This is a genomic window from Patescibacteria group bacterium, from assembly GCA_038065315.1.
Lineage (GTDB): Bacteria > Patescibacteriota > Minisyncoccia > Phycocordibacterales > JBBTRF01 > JBBTRF01.
Map to the genome: position 1 here is coordinate 530,536 of JBBTRF010000001.1, position 14,446 is coordinate 544,981.

12 protein-coding genes are annotated in these 14,446 nt (G+C 51.5%); 8 read left to right on the top strand and 4 right to left on the bottom strand.

What is annotated here, in order from left to right; translation table 11 throughout:
- Positions 1-85: 85 nt before the first annotated feature.
- The 6 genes from rpsO (at position 86) to AAB391_02960 (ending at position 6,481) form a co-directional block, all read left to right on the top strand.
- Positions 86-364: a 30S ribosomal protein S15 gene (gene rpsO, locus AAB391_02935; protein ID MEK7645245.1), complete on the top strand. Its 279-nt coding sequence runs from the start codon at positions 86-88 to the stop codon at positions 362-364.
- Positions 365-503: 139 nt separating this feature from the next.
- Positions 504-1,202: an NYN domain-containing protein gene (locus AAB391_02940; protein MEK7645246.1), complete on the top strand. Its 699-nt coding sequence runs from the start codon at positions 504-506 to the stop codon at positions 1,200-1,202.
- Between the two features lie 4 nt (positions 1,203-1,206).
- Complete coding sequence (locus tag AAB391_02945) at positions 1,207-3,111, top strand: polyribonucleotide nucleotidyltransferase (protein MEK7645247.1); 1,905 nt, start codon at positions 1,207-1,209, stop codon at positions 3,109-3,111.
- A gap of 25 nt (positions 3,112-3,136) precedes the next feature.
- Entirely contained in the window at positions 3,137-4,468 is a 1,332-nt protein-coding gene (locus AAB391_02950; protein ID MEK7645248.1) for a hypothetical protein, read from the top strand.
- A 7-nt stretch (positions 4,469-4,475) separates the two neighbouring features.
- Entirely contained in the window at positions 4,476-4,826 is a 351-nt protein-coding gene (locus AAB391_02955) for a TraR/DksA C4-type zinc finger protein (protein MEK7645249.1), read from the top strand.
- A gap of 104 nt (positions 4,827-4,930) precedes the next feature.
- The gene (locus AAB391_02960) at positions 4,931-6,481 is read left to right on the top strand and encodes a YifB family Mg chelatase-like AAA ATPase (protein ID MEK7645250.1); all 1,551 of its coding nucleotides are present in this window, start codon (positions 4,931-4,933) and stop codon (positions 6,479-6,481) included.
- Here AAB391_02960 and AAB391_02965 read toward each other — a convergent pair.
- Genes AAB391_02965 through AAB391_02975 form a run of 3 tightly spaced genes read right to left on the bottom strand, consistent with a single transcriptional unit; the run spans position 6,478 to position 9,911 of the window.
- On the bottom strand, positions 6,478-7,809 hold the full coding sequence (locus tag AAB391_02965) for a UDP-N-acetylmuramoyl-L-alanyl-D-glutamate--2,6-diaminopimelate ligase (GenBank protein ID MEK7645251.1): 1,332 nt from the start codon (positions 7,807-7,809) through the stop codon (positions 6,478-6,480). The two genes, AAB391_02960 and AAB391_02965, sit on opposite strands and share 4 nt — an antisense overlap.
- A 7-nt stretch (positions 7,810-7,816) precedes the next feature.
- Positions 7,817-8,896 (bottom strand): peptidoglycan bridge formation glycyltransferase FemA/FemB family protein, encoded by a 1,080-nt coding sequence (locus AAB391_02970; protein ID MEK7645252.1) that lies wholly within the window; start codon positions 8,894-8,896, stop codon positions 7,817-7,819.
- Between the two features lie 31 nt (positions 8,897-8,927).
- Positions 8,928-9,911 (bottom strand): M23 family metallopeptidase, encoded by a 984-nt coding sequence (locus AAB391_02975; GenBank protein ID MEK7645253.1) that lies wholly within the window; start codon positions 9,909-9,911, stop codon positions 8,928-8,930.
- Positions 9,912-10,181: 270 nt separating this feature from the next.
- Here AAB391_02975 and AAB391_02980 point away from each other — a divergent pair, with 270 nt between their 5' ends.
- Both AAB391_02980 and rsmA read left to right on the top strand, forming a co-directional pair.
- A complete protein-coding gene (locus AAB391_02980) occupies positions 10,182-12,161 on the top strand; it encodes a UvrD-helicase domain-containing protein (protein MEK7645254.1) in 1,980 nt (659 codons plus the stop codon).
- A 53-nt stretch (positions 12,162-12,214) separates the two neighbouring features.
- Positions 12,215-13,030, top strand: coding sequence for a 16S rRNA (adenine(1518)-N(6)/adenine(1519)-N(6))-dimethyltransferase RsmA (rsmA, locus tag AAB391_02985; protein ID MEK7645255.1), 816 nt, complete (start codon positions 12,215-12,217; stop codon positions 13,028-13,030).
- Here the strand turns inward: rsmA and AAB391_02990 are convergent.
- Entirely contained in the window at positions 13,027-14,436 is a 1,410-nt protein-coding gene (locus AAB391_02990) for a nitrilase-related carbon-nitrogen hydrolase (GenBank protein ID MEK7645256.1), read from the bottom strand. The two genes, rsmA and AAB391_02990, sit on opposite strands and share 4 nt — an antisense overlap.
- Positions 14,437-14,446: the final 10 nt, after the last annotated feature.

Genomic DNA, 14,446 nt, shown 5'->3' on the forward strand with positions numbered 1-14,446 from the left:
ATAACTAAGCCATTTTTTGGCTAACTTAAGCCATTTCCGCCCTAAATCCTTGCATTTTAAAGCCTTTCATGATACCCTATATGGGATGATTACTTCAACGAAAAAGGCACGGATTCTCAAAGCAGTCCAGCTCCACGACACGGATACTGGCTCTCCTGAGGCGCAGATTTCCATTTTGACCAAGCGAATTGAGGAATTGGCTGGTCACTTGAAGAAGCACGCCAAGGACCGACACTCTCGACGAGGTCTCCTTCAGATGGTCGCTGATCGACAGAACCACATGAAGTACCTCCAGAAGAAGGACACCAAGCGATACAACAGCTTGATGAAGAAGCTCGACCTCAAGCAGACCAAGAAGGCCTAATACCTTCGTCTCTTCTCGTTTTCTCGACCATTTTCATACTTTTCGGTGGCATTCGCCCCATTTTCGCTTTTTTCTCAGTAATCATCAGCAGTCATGTGTGCCGATATACGGTATACTTAGTAGTAGTTAATATATTTTTATGACAGTCATTAAACACAAAGAACAGCGTGTCGGTATTTTCATCGACGCACAGAATCTCTATCACTCAGCCAAAAACCTGTACCATGCTCGAGTCAATTTCGGACAGGTAGTAAAGGATGCGCTCGCGGGCCGTGCTCTCATTCGCGCCATCGCCTACGTGATCACCACGGAGAGCGGCGAAGAGTCGGCCTTTTTCGAAGCGCTCACTAAAATGGGCATCGAGGCCAAGACCAAAGACCTCCAGATTTTCGCCGGCGGCAGCAAGAAAGCCGATTGGGACGTGGGACTCGCGGTAGATGCAATCAAAATGGCGCCGAAGCTCGACACCGTGATCCTCGTGACCGGTGATGGCGACTTCGTACCCCTCGTCGAATACCTCCAGATGAACGAAGGATGTCAGGTGGAAGTCGTTTCCTTCGGCCGCTCAAGCTCACTCAAGCTCAAAGAAGCCGTGGATGAATTCATCGATCTCGATACCAACGCGCGCAAGTACCTCATCGGCGCAGGCATTGCTGCACGAGGTGGTGGTCGCGGCATCCGCGGCGGACGAGGACGAGGTGGGGCAGTAAGCGATGGCCGACCGCACCTCAATCGCACTCACTCAGACGTGAACAACACTATTTTGGACAACGCCACAGCAACCACACCTTCTCCGGAACATTCCCGAGCAGAAAACGACGGACCAGTGATACAATAAGGGGATGAACCCGAGGGAGTTTTCTCTTTCCATCGAAAACAAGACGCTCACTGCCTCATTCACCACGCTCGCTGAGCGAGCGAATGGCTCGGTGATCCTCCGCTACGGCACCACCGCACTTCTTGCGACGGCCGTAATGTCGGAAAATAAAAAAGAATCGGCGGATTTTCTGCCGCTCACGGTGGAGTATCAAGAACGATATTATGCAATCGGGAAAATTCTCGGCAATCGATACCAGCGACGCGAAGGGAAGCCTTCCGACGCGGCAATATTATGCGGACGCGTGGTCGACAGGACCATTCGTCCGCTGTTTGCTGCTCACATTCGCAACGAAATACAGGTGGTGATCACCACGCTCGCCATCGATCCCGCAGATGCGGCGCGGATGCCCTGCCTCGCCGTGATTGCCGCCTCGTTGGCGCTGAGCACTTCGAATATTCCCTGGAATGGGCCAGTCGGAACAGCGCTTGTTGAAACGGATCGCCTCAAGCTGGTCGCCTGCGGAAAGGGTGGCACGTTAAATATGGTGGAGTGCGGCACAAAAGGCGCGGCGACAGGTACGACCGGCACAACGGCGGCGCCAAGCGAGCTCAGCGAGAAAGAAGTCGCCGCAGCGCTTGCTTCGGCACAAAAAGAAGTCGATCGTATCGAGGCGTTCCAAGCAGACATTGTCCGAGAGATGGGTGTGGAGAAACGCGTAGTCAATGCGCTTTCGATACCACCCGTCCTTCGCTCTACTTTTGATAGTGAAATTGCCCTAAAACTCGTCCAACGACTCTTCACTAGGGCGGCTGGCGATGCGCAGATGGAGGCACTGCGGAGTGAATGGCTCGCGACGGCAGAAAGCGTTGTCGCCAACAGTGTCGGTACAAAATTTTCCAATATTCGCTCCTTGGCTGGCGCACTTTTCGAAGAAGCCGTGAATGAAGCGCTCCACACAGAAGCCATCGAGCGTGGCAGACGCACCGACGGACGCAAACTCACCGACATTCGACCACTCTTTGCTGAAGCGGGCGGTATCTCGCCGCGCCTCCACGGCTCCGGACTTTTCTACCGCGGTCAGACACATATTTTCACCGCTCTCACCCTCGGTGGACCACATGAAGGTCAGATCACTGAAGGCGAACACAGCCCTAACGACGAGGGCAAGCAATTTATTCATCACTACAACTTTCCGCCATTCTCCACCGGCGAGACAGGCAAGCTCGGCGGTACCAATCGCCGCATGATTGGCCATGGCGCGCTCGTGGAAAAGTCTTTCGCCGCCGTGCTGCCTGCCAAAACACTGTTTCCTTACACTATCCGCCTCGTCTCCGAAGCATTTTCTTCCAACGGCTCGACCTCCATGGCTTCCGTTTGTGCTTCGACCCTTGCATTGATGGACGGCGGCGTACCGATCACTCGACCGGTGGCTGGTATTTCCTGCGGCGCAATGACACGTGTCGAGAAAGACGCTCATGGCCAGACTTTTCTCAAATATGTTCTGCTCACCGACATCCAGGGACCGGAGGATCATTACGGGGATATGGATTTCAAGGTGGCGGGCACTATCGCAGGTATCACCGCAGTGCAAATGGACATCAAGACTGAGGGTATGCCAGTGGCACTGCTCGTGGAAGCGCTAGAACGGGCTCGTGTAGCGCGGTTGCAGATTCTGAAAACCATGGAGAAGGCGATTGCGGCACCCCGTACCCGCCTCTCGCCGTACGCACCGCGCATCGAGAAGATGATGATCGATCAACGACATATTGGCATCCTCATCGGCCCTGGTGGCAAAACCATCAACGGTATCAAAAAACAATCCGGCCTCCAGAACATTGACGTTTCCGACAACGGGGAAGTAGTTCTTGTCGGCGAAAATGGTTCTACAGAAAAAGCGAAAGCCCTCATTTTGTCGGTCCTGCGTTAAGAATTCTTTGCTATAATAGCTCAATATGGAAGCGCCGCATCCAGGCATCATTGATCTTGAGGCAGTTAAAAAGGCCAACGACGAAAAGCGCGCCTCGGCGTCTCTTTCTGCACAAAATGCTATGAATGCAGCAGCGAGCGCGCCTTCTTCGCCACGCCCGAGCGGCAATGCCTTCAATCCTATCCGCACCTTTCAGCAGGATGCCGCTCGGGCGCAAGGCAAGCCGTACGAAGCCATCTCGCGAGCCAAAAATCCTCTTGAGCAGCACATTCTCTCTGAGCCACGCGAGGTTACCGGCCTAGAACAATTTGCCCCGGTCCGTCCGACGATCAACCCATATGCCGGAGCAAACCGTGAAGTGATCGAGCAGGCAGTATATCGACGCATCGACTCCACTGTCGAAGCTCCCGCCGTCGAGGCAATTCCTGAGCCAGTGATCGTCATACCAGAGAAAGAGAAAACAGCCTCGCCACTCATCCGCTCGATTCATACCTACAAAGAAGACATTGCTTCGAGTGTAAAGGGCGGGGCGTCGATCGCATCGATTGCGGCCGCTGAAAATGCCCGGCGCACCTCACAGCCTAGCGGAGACAGCGAGACAGGTGAGACCTCAAAGAATGTGGTGATTATCGCGATCAGTATCTCACTGCTTCTGATAGGCGGCATTGGCAGCTGGTATGTGTATTCGACATACAGGGAGAAAAAACAAGTAGTCATTGAACAAAAACAACGTGATCCTGTCCAAGCTGAAAAAATCACAGAGCTAGCACCGAAGACAGGTCCAAACGCCTTGGCCGTACAGCTGTATTCAAGTGTACAGAACTCCAATGCACCACTCAATTCCATAGAACGTTTGGTGCCAATTTCAAAAGAAACCTTGACACTCGCTGATGGTAGCGAAAAAACAATACCATTGAGTACCGAGCAATTCTTCCGACAGATCAACGCCAATCTACCGGAAACCCTGCTTCGCTCACTAGACCCAAGCTTCTATTTCGGCCTCAATGCGGTACACGGCAACCAACCATTCCTGATCTTGAAGACCAATTCTTTTGACGTGGCTCTTTCTGGCATGTTCCGCTGGGAACCAATGATGATCCGAGATTTACAAAGTATCTTTTTACGACCGTCAGACCGCGTCTCGCCACCGCTCTACACCATTGGCACAAGTAGCATCAGCTACAAGTTTGAAGACGCTATCCTACAAAACAAGGAGATTCGAGCAGTGCGAGACTCAAAGGGGAATGTCGTACTCCTCTATACATTCCTCGACACAAAAACAGTCATCATCACCAGTGATGAAGCTACTTTGAAAGATATGACGGCACGCTTGATAAAGGCGCAGTTCGTGAGATAATCAAGATATGAAAACCGACCCAAAAATACTGATCGAGAAGGAGATTACTGTCGTGGAAGGTGAATTAAAGACCGTTGCTCAGCCTGATCCTGCGCGCCCAGGTGAGTGGATCGCGAAACGCGAGAATCTCGATACTGACAAGGCCGACGAGCTAGAAACAGCTGAAGATCTTGAGGAAATGGAGGGTCATGAGGCTATCGCCGAAAAGCTTGAGATGCGTCTTCACGACCTCAGACATGCCCTCGAACGGGTGAAAAATGGTTCGTATGGCAAATGTGAAGTTTGTCAGAAGCCAATCGAGGAGGGTCGTTTGGTGGCAAATTCAGCCGCGTCGACTTGTGTGGCGCATATGAAATAAGGTCTTCTCATATCAAAGGATATGAAATATTCTTTATCGAAAATTAGTGATTTCTTGAACCTTTCTTAGCAGTTTCTCTATCGCTGTTGTGCAATACTTTCTGCATGAAAATTGCAAAAGTGCTCAGCGCACAAAACGATTGTTTAGACGGTCAGATTATCCAAGTAGAGGTCGATATTTCTCGAGGTCTGCATGCTTTTTCTATTGTCGGCATGGCCGATAAAGCTGTGGCCGAGGCGAAAGATCGGATCGCCTCGGCCATCAAACATTCAGGCTACAAATCTCCAAAAAGTCGCAACGAAAAGGTGGTCATCTCGCTCGCGCCCGCCCAGCTACCGAAGGAGGGGACTGGCTTCGACCTGGCCATGGCTATCGGCTACCTCATTGCCACCCAAGATTTGCGGCCGAACCCAGAGGCCTGTGAACTCGCCGAGAAAATGTTACTTATCGGCGAACTAGCCCTCGACGGCAACCTTCGTGGAGTGCGCGGTGTGTTATCCATCATCAAAAGTGCCGAAGCGCAGGGGATTTCCTGTCTGTTTGTTCCGAGAGAAAATGCAGAAGAGGCTTGTCTAGTGTCTGGTATTTCCGTGTATGGAGCAGCGACCCTTCGAGAGGTGATCCTGCACATGGAAGGGAAACATTTCATACCGGTATCGAAACTGCTACCGAAAATATCAACACCGACCAAGGAAGTGGTGGCGGGTGGAAGCGACTCGGAAGTCTCCTTCTGTGATATCGATGGACAGGAAGTGGCAAAACGCGCATTGCGGATCGCTCTGGCTGGGCAGCATTCAATCGCCCTTGTCGGCCCACCGGGCACGGGAAAAACATTACTAGCACGTAGTGCGCGCTCCATCACTCCAGATCTCACTGAGCTCGAGCAGGTTGAGGTCATGACAATCCACTCATCCGCACACTCCACCGAATACCGCACATCCCGGCCACCGTTCCGTGCGCCACACCACAGCGCTTCATACGCCGCCATGATTGGCGGCGCTGGAAAGCAGCCGATTGGCGAGATCACTTTAGCACACAGAGGGGTTTTGTTCCTCGATGAATTCCCGGAATTCGACCGACGCGTGATCGAGGCTTTGCGACAACCAATGGAAGAAGGTGTGGTCCGTATCGCCAGAGCCGAACGTCACCACGAGCTACCAGCCCGCTGCATCACTATCCTCGCTATGAACCCGTGTCCGTGCGGGTATCGCGGATCATCGAGACGTACCTGCACCTGCAGCCAAACAATGTTACGCAGATATGCGGACAAGATCTCCGGTCCGATCATCGATCGCATCGATATGTGGGTACGCGTGGAACAAACGGATCATCTATTCATACAGAAAAAGAAAGTGGGCGGGTGCGATGCGAGTTCGGACACTACACAAATCGAATTAATCAAAAATTCAATTGCCAAAATTCGCACAATACAAAAAAGGCGCGATCATGACCCAGGCGTTGACGGTGTGTATCTAAACGCAACAGATCAGGCAATCAGCTTGCTTGCAAAGCGGGCAAACGCCGAAGGTATTTCGACGCGAGGGTTTCATCGGACTCTACGGGTTGCAAGAACTATTGCTGACTTGGAACAATCCAAACAAGTTGAGGGGAGGCATATTCTCGAGGCGTTGCAATATCGGCGGCCGCCGCTTTAGACCAACTTCGCCACCTCTTCTCGTACAACAGTACGGTCATCCCAGGCAATTGAACCACCCTTCACCACCATAGACTGTTCCGCTCCTTTGCCAGTGATCAATATGACATCCCCAGCTCCAGCAAGTGACAAGGCCTTGGCAATACCCGCACGACGGTCACCGATCACAAACACATTTTCACCGCGTTTTTTCCCTCCAGCTTCAACCGTCTTCGCGATATCCTCACAGATCTCAATGGGATCGTCTTCGTATGGATCAACATCGCTCACAATCACCACATCAGCCCTCCTCGCGACAATCTCGCCCATAGTCTTGCGCTTCGCCTTGTCGCGACCACCGCCCTCGGCACCCAACATCACGATCAATTTGCCGTTGGCACCGAGCATCTTTCGTGCAGCATCTGTCGCAACGCTCATACTCTGTCCTTCATGAGCGTAGTCAACAATCACCGTCGCAGGAAAAGCACCATCTCGAGTGACCACCTCCATTCGGCCGGGGATCAATGTGAGGGTCCTCAATCCAGTCTGAATGTTCTCCTCTGAAACACCCCAGAGTCTCATCAGGGCAATAGCCGGAAGAGCATTGTAGACATTGAAAGCTCCGAGAACAGAAAGTTGATACGGAACGCAGTTGCGGTTCCCTGGACCACACACCGCAAAAGTCACACCTGTGTGGCTTTCCTGGATTTGTTCGGCCTTTATGTCAGACACCGAGTGCAAGGAGAACGTTTGGGCGATCCCTGAAGCAAGACTCAGGTAATACGGCGCATGTTCGCTGTCATTGTTTGCCAAAACAATCTTACGCACAGCAACGCCATCGAGTACTTTCTGTCGAGCAGAGTGAAGCGAGCTGAATAAAGCTCCCTTGGCCTTTTTGTAGGCTTCAAAACTACCGCCGTGAGAAGGAAGGTGTTCAGGAGTGAGGTTGGTAAAAATAGCGACATCATAGTCGATGCCGGCGTGTCGCCACTGCTTCAAACCCTCTGAAGTGGTTTCAACAACACATACCTTGCAACCCTTTTTCACCATCTCGCGCATCGTCCTCTGAATAGCGAAACGACCAGGCATGGTCATATGATAGTGGTTCATTGACTCTTCTTCTCCAATACGAATATTGGCGGTAGTAATAATCCCAGCCTTCATACCAGCCGCCATCGCACATGACCAGACAAAATTGGCCGTAGAAGTCTTGCCTTTGGTACCGGTAATACCGATGACAATCATCTTGCGAGAAGGGAAGCCATACAGAAACGCCCCGAGTACGGAAAACAGCCAATAATACGCTGAGAAAATCTGCTGCGGGACGACACGTTTCAGTACATCTTTCATGGTTGAATTATATATGGAGATATCGCTTTGCCCATTTTCTGACAACAAAGACACCGTACCAGAATGGCTGGAAGACAACATCTTCAATAGGCGAATGTGTCTGCCCATGCCCGCCGAAACGCTGCTTGAAAGTAGTAATGCCCTTCCAGGTCTTCACCGGAAAACGTTCGGAAGAGACTCCTCCAAAGTTGTATTCGGCGTAGCCGCGTCGCTTGGCCTCAAGCAGTGCCGTCCATTGTACCAACGCGGACGCAGACACATTTCGATGGGTGTCAGAAGATGCACCAAAGACGTAGGTGGCGGTCTGTCCATATCCGATCACCACAGCGATCGACACTACCTCACCGCCATACGAAGCGAGCACTAGGAAGGCCGACTTCGTATTCTCAAGCTCAGCGAACAACGCTTTGTAGTATCCATCTGGGTGGGGTACGAAGCCGTCTCGTGAAGCAGTCTGTTGCATCAGGCGACAAAACGCATCGAGGTGCGGAAAAAAATGCTCTCCCACAAGCTGGATTGTCACCCCTTTCCGTTGAGCATACTGAATCGAGTAGCGAGCCTTTTGATGCATACCGGCAAGCAATTCTGCCTCACTCTTCGCAAGTGGCAACACCCACTCGGAGCGTGGCTGAAGCGAACCGTCTATCAAAAAACGTGGGCATGAGGAGCCGGTGTTCAGACTCGATGCGGCTGCACTTGTCACAACAGGGAAAAGATCGAGACGAAAAAAAGCGGCGGGTGCTGTGTTGGTGACAAGACCGAGTAGGCTAAAAGCTTTCGAGATTGCCATTCTGACCTGCACATGATCTGCTTCAGCGACACACACTGGGCCATATGGCGCATACCAATACCCTCGACCGCCGAGAAAACGGACCGGGGTGAAAAAACATTGAGCGTAGGCCACTGTTTGGGAACCATCCTTCACTAAAAAACGCTTTGCTATTTTCCCTGCAGCAAGCTGCCATCGATAATACAGATCCGACTGTGTAAACAGTGTCTCCGCACACAAAGAAAGCGGGTCAAATGTGACAGTATCAGGTAAATATTCAATCGTGTATTCACCGCGTGATCCTCCTTCGGAATGCATATGTGTATCTTACACTACAAGACCTCTTCGACTAAAACGGATTGCGTGCACCTCGAATCTCAAAGTGAAGATGGGGGCCGGTCGATCGCCCCGTGTTTCCAACATATCCAATAATTTGACCTTGGTAGACCTGATCTCCTGCAACGACAATGACCTCTTTCATGTGTCCATAGAGAGTCTGGGTACCATTCGAGTGACTGACCACGACATAGTTGCCATATCCACCATTCCAACCGCTATTTCGAGAAATAATCACATCACCAGCTGCCGCAGCGTAGATCGGAGTACCGCTTGGGGACCCGAGGTCAATACCATTGTATCCGTGCAAGCCCTGTGTCCTCATACCGCTGGTCGGACGTAGATAGTATCCCGGAAATTCTGGACCGTTGGTATCGTGAGCCAAGGTGGTTTTAAACGTCTTCTCAGGGATCTTCCCAGCAGCAGAAGGCACTACTACAGTCTCTCCCTCAGGAATAGTGATGATTACTCCATCAGCGATGATATCGTTCTCATTCAAATCATTAAACAATGCGAGCTCTGAAACGTCTGTTTTGTATTTCTTCGCAATACTCTTTAGAGTATCGCCCTTCTTGGCCGTATGAGCGATGCCGGAGATCGGCAAAATAGTGAGGGTTTGACCGAGCTGGATCGATTTTCCACTGAGATTGTTAGACCAAACAATCGTATTCACTGACACGCCATACATTTTTGCAATCTGAGTGAGGGTGTCACCCTCGCGAACAGTATAGAGACTGATGCGTTGATAGAGAGGGAAATCGTCGATATTGCCCATAGTACCCAGAGGCCCACTTTCAGCGACCAAGGCATTACCGCTGACGATCGTGATGTCGCCACCGCCACGAGCAAATGTCGGGTCAGGACTCACCTCAGCGCTCAACAAGGCCATGTTTTGAGAGTTTCGAGTCTGAAAAATGGTTCTGGGGGTGAGTTTTTCCGCCGCAAATAGGTCAGTAAAGATGGAGAAGGCTTTGGCAAGCAATGGCTGTGGAAACACAGCGATCCCGACGAGAAAAACCCCGATAGGTACAGCGAAGCTAGCTTTTATAGAAAAAAGCCTAAATAGAGCCGTTTTTTGGGAGTTTTTAAAAATACGCTTCAAATTAGGGACTAAACGTGCGTTTCTGTCATTATATGGCTCTATTAAGCCATATTCGGTATTCCTGTAGACCTACCCTGCAAGGGTTAGTATCGTCAATTAAAGTCTATCGGATACCCCTGGGAAGTCAATGGCGCTGTCCCCATTGTCCCGTGGTATAGTATTCGGGTGAAACACCTCGAGAGTCTCAATTCCGAACAAAAATCGGCCGTTTTGCAGATTGAAGGACCGCTTTTGATCCTCGCTGGCGCCGGAGCTGGCAAGACCAAGACCGTCACACATCGTATTTTGCATATCGTGAAGCAGGGAATCGCGCCGCATCAGGTGCTGGCCATCACTTTCACCAACAAAGCAGCGAAAGAGATGCGCGAGCGCGTGCTGAAGCTGATCCGCGAAGACGAAAGTCTCAACATGCCCGTAAGCTTCGAGGAAAAACCCTTTGTGAGCACTTTCCACGCGCTCGGGGTGCATATTTTGAAAGAAAACAGCCGACTCATTGACTTGAACCGCCATTTCACTATCTTCGACAAGACCGACGCGACGAGCGCAGTGAAAGCTGCAGTCATTGAAGCCGGTCTCGACCCGAAGCAATTCGAACCGGCCAAAATCCTGCGCGTTATCTCCCGCGAGAAGGGCAATCTCACCACCGTCGAGGCGTTCACGCGCCTCACCAGCAATGAATACTTCTCGAATATCGTCGCAACGGTCTGGAAAAAGTACGAGGAGCACTTGAAGAAGGAGCAGGCACTCGATTTCGACGATCTTCTTCTCAAAAGCGCGATCCTTCTACGCGACCACAAGGAAGTGCTCGAGCGCTACCAGAGTATTTGGAAGTATATTCACATCGATGAGTACCAGGACACCAACAAAGTGCAGTACATGATCGCCAAGCTACTCGCCAGCAAGACACGAAACCTCTGCGTGGTAGGTGACATCGACCAAAACATCTACAGCTGGCGCGGCGCAGACATCAAGAACATCATGGATTTCGAAAAGGATTATCCTGAGGCAAAAGTCGTCACGCTCGAAGAAAACTATCGCTCCACCAAGACCATTTTGGATACCGCGAATGCAGTAATCAAGAAAAACAAGAAGCGCCGCGAGAAAAATCTCTTTACGCGCCAGGGAGCGGGGGAGAAGATCGTAATGTTTGAAGGATACGACGAAGTGGAGGAGGCGCACTTCATCGCTGAGAAGTCCAATGAGCTAATCCGTGGCGGAGTAGAGCCAAACGAGATCGCCGTACTGTTTCGTGCCAATTTCCAATCGCGCATTCTCGAAGAGGCTTTTTTGGCGCACAGCGTGCCGTATCAACTGCTCGGTACGAAGTTTTTTGAGCGCAAGGAGATCAAAGATGCATTGTCGTACCTGCGTGCCGCACTCAATCCGCAAGGTTTGGCCGACCTGAAGCGCATCATCAACGAACCACCGCGCGGCATCGGCAAAGTGACTTTGCTGAAAATATTTAGCGGACAAGAAGATAGCCTGAGCGGGGCAGTGCGCGACAAGATCCAGAGCTTCCGCAATGTGTTGGCTCAAATTCGCGATCTCGCGACCCGTGAGAAGCCATCTTCAGTGATGCGCTTCGTGATTTCGGCGAGCGGCCTCGAAGCTGAGTACAAAAAGGGTACGGAGGAGGACCTTGAACGACTCGAGAACTTGCAGGAACTCGTGACACTCTCGACCAAGTACGACCATTTGCCGCCAGTGACGCTTGACACAGAAACCAGCGCGGCTTCCGGCCTCGAAAAACTGATTGAGGAAGCCGCGCTGCAGTCCGACCAAGACGAAATGAAGGAAGCGAAGAACGCCGTGAAGCTGATGACTGTTCACGCGTCGAAAGGTCTCGAGTTTGAACACGTCTTCATCACCGGTCTCGAACAAGACCTTTTCCCGCACTTGAAACTCAGCGAGCAATCTATGAGCGAATCGGAATCAGAAGAAGAACGTCGCCTTTTCTACGTCGCTCTCACCCGCGCGAAGAAACGACTCTATCTTACCTTTGCCGGCGTGCGCACCATCTTTGGCAGTAAGCGCATGAATGTACCTTCCGAATTTCTCGGCGACATCGCCGACCACAATGTCGAAGCAGCCTCATACGAATATCAGCGACCCGCACGTACCGGACGCTCTTTCTATTTCGACTAGTTTCGGGTAGGGTAAAGGGACGACGGTCGCGCTCGCGGCGCACCACAAAAATCATGCATCTTCCCGCTAAAAAGTCGCTCGGCCAAAACTTCCTCAAGTCTAAAGAGGCGGTGCGTGACATCGTGTCCGCCGCCGATATTCAGCCTGGCGATAATATCCTTGAAATTGGCCCTGGAAAGGGCGTTTTGACCGAGGCATTACTCGCGAAACTCTCCACCGGTGGCCGCCTCATCGCCATCGAAAAAGACGATCGCATGATCCCGCTCTTGCGCGAAGCCTTCGCTGGCTCACTCGCTTCGGGCAAGCTCATCCTCATCCACGGCGATATCTTGGAAATGACCGTCGAAAAGCTCGCTGAGTGCGGCCTACGCGAAGGGCAGTACAAAATCATCGCCAACATTCCGTACTACATCACCGGACAGCTCCTCCGCATGTTCCTCGAGTCGGCATACCAGCCAAGCAAGATGGTGCTGATGCTGCAAAAAGAAGTGGCGCAACGCATCGTGGCACGCGACGGCAAAGAAAGCATCCTCTCGATCAGCGTGAAAGCATATGGCACACCAAAATATGTCGCCAAAGTACCGGCAAAATATTTTTCTCCAGAGCCGGCGGTGGATTCGGCGATTCTGCTCATCGATGCCATCTCGAAACAATTTTTCAGCAAAAATCAGCTCAGCGAATCGGCTTTTTTTGAAACAGTGAAGCTCGGATTTTCACACAAGCGCAAAATTCTCGCGAGCAATTTAGAAATCCCCAGCGACCAACGTGTTCAGACGCTTTCAGCAATCGGCCTCGAAGAAAAGGTACGGGCTGAGGAAGTCGCGATAGAGCAGTGGGCTGCACTCGCAAAAATATTTCGTACAGACTAACGCCTAATACGGATATCCGCCATCACCACGCTCGGATCGGTCGATGTGTTGATGAATTCTCCGAGAGGATCAATGATCGCAGACTCCAAACCCTTCGTAGACACAATAAAGTACTTGCCAGACTGAACCGCACGCAGAAGAGTGACCTGTCGGCCGCGACGCGCCACAATGTCGGAACCAAAAATAGCATCATTGCCACTGATCGTCACGAGATCTGCACTGGCGCGTCGCGAAGTAGCATCCGAATACAAGACCTCCGAACAAATCAGCGGGGAAATGCGTCCCAAACCTGTCTCAAACACAAAGGAGTCCACCTGACCACCACCGACCGATGCGGAACTAAAGTCTCCTTCAGAGAGAGGCAGGAGGTGGCGCTTGTGATAGAGCTGTCGAAGCTGTCCGGCTTCGATATACGCCACTGAATTGAACAAGTGTTCATCTTTTTTGCTGTGCAGACCGATCAGAAACACTTTTTTCGGATGAGCAGTCGACCAGCCAAGTATTTTGTCGTATACCGCTTTTATTGTCGAGCTTGGCAGTTCGTATCCGAGAGGGAGCATCGTGTTTTCATCAATGACAACAAACGAAACAGCATTTTCCGGAAGCACGACAAGATTCGCCCCTGCCGCCAAAGCGGTTTCTACGGCTTTTTCATAGTAACGAAACCCGACCAAGCCCACACTTTCTTCTTGTGTAGTGAGTGTAGAATGGATAGCTGCCACCCGAACGGGATCACCGAGCGGCTCAGCATTGATTCGATAATACCCATAGGACCATATCGCCAAAAAAGCGAGTAGGCTGGCCATAAAGTGGCGCGGTCGGCGCCATTCCAAGCTCCATCGATACAAGCAGATATTCATCGCCACCGCAAAAAATCCGAGTCCGTAGATACCGACGAGGTGCGCGAATTGTCGAATATATTCCTGCGGTGCCAGACTAATACCGAGCTCTTGCCAGGCGATGCCGCCCGGGACAAACGACCGCGCATATTCGAGGATCGTCCAACACGCCGCGACGAACAAAATCTGCACGAACCAGTGGCGAATAGGGGAGTCTTTGGCAAAGATGCGTTTGTATGCAAGTGAAAATAAAATAAAGAACGGCACGTCGCCAATCAACGCGAGAAGAGCGAGAAATCCATAGAGAGCGAGCTCTTTGTGTTGAAAGAGCAGACTGCTTTGCTCCAGCCACCACCATGCGTTCGTGCTCGCCAACGGAAACAGCGTGAAGATACCGTACAAAAAACCTGTCACGCCGGCACCGATGCATATCGTCCGCGTATTTTTGGCGCGATCGATGAAGACGAGAAGCGGAATGATCGCAATATACACACACCAGCTGAGCTCGAGCGGCGGGAAAGCAGCGAGTAACAGTGCGGCTGACAAAATAGGGAGTAAAAACAACATCGTATAATTG

Coding starts and splice junctions, on each gene's coding strand:
- AAB391_02945 (MEK7645247.1), top strand. CDS start 1,207: ATGAACCCGAGGGAGTTTTCTCTTTCCATCGAAAACAAGACGCTCACT.
- rpsO (MEK7645245.1), top strand. CDS start 86: ATGATTACTTCAACGAAAAAGGCACGGATTCTCAAAGCAGTCCAGCTC.
- AAB391_02965 (MEK7645251.1), bottom strand. CDS start 7,809: ATGAAAGATGTACTGAAACGTGTCGTCCCGCAGCAGATTTTCTCAGCG.
- AAB391_02960 (MEK7645250.1), top strand. CDS start 4,931: ATGAAAATTGCAAAAGTGCTCAGCGCACAAAACGATTGTTTAGACGGT.
- AAB391_02955 (MEK7645249.1), top strand. CDS start 4,476: ATGAAAACCGACCCAAAAATACTGATCGAGAAGGAGATTACTGTCGTG.
- AAB391_02940 (MEK7645246.1), top strand. CDS start 504: ATGACAGTCATTAAACACAAAGAACAGCGTGTCGGTATTTTCATCGAC.
- rsmA (MEK7645255.1), top strand. CDS start 12,215: ATGCATCTTCCCGCTAAAAAGTCGCTCGGCCAAAACTTCCTCAAGTCT.
- AAB391_02950 (MEK7645248.1), top strand. CDS start 3,137: ATGGAAGCGCCGCATCCAGGCATCATTGATCTTGAGGCAGTTAAAAAG.
- AAB391_02970 (MEK7645252.1), bottom strand. CDS start 8,896: ATGCATTCCGAAGGAGGATCACGCGGTGAATACACGATTGAATATTTA.
- AAB391_02990 (MEK7645256.1), bottom strand. CDS start 14,436: ATGTTGTTTTTACTCCCTATTTTGTCAGCCGCACTGTTACTCGCTGCT.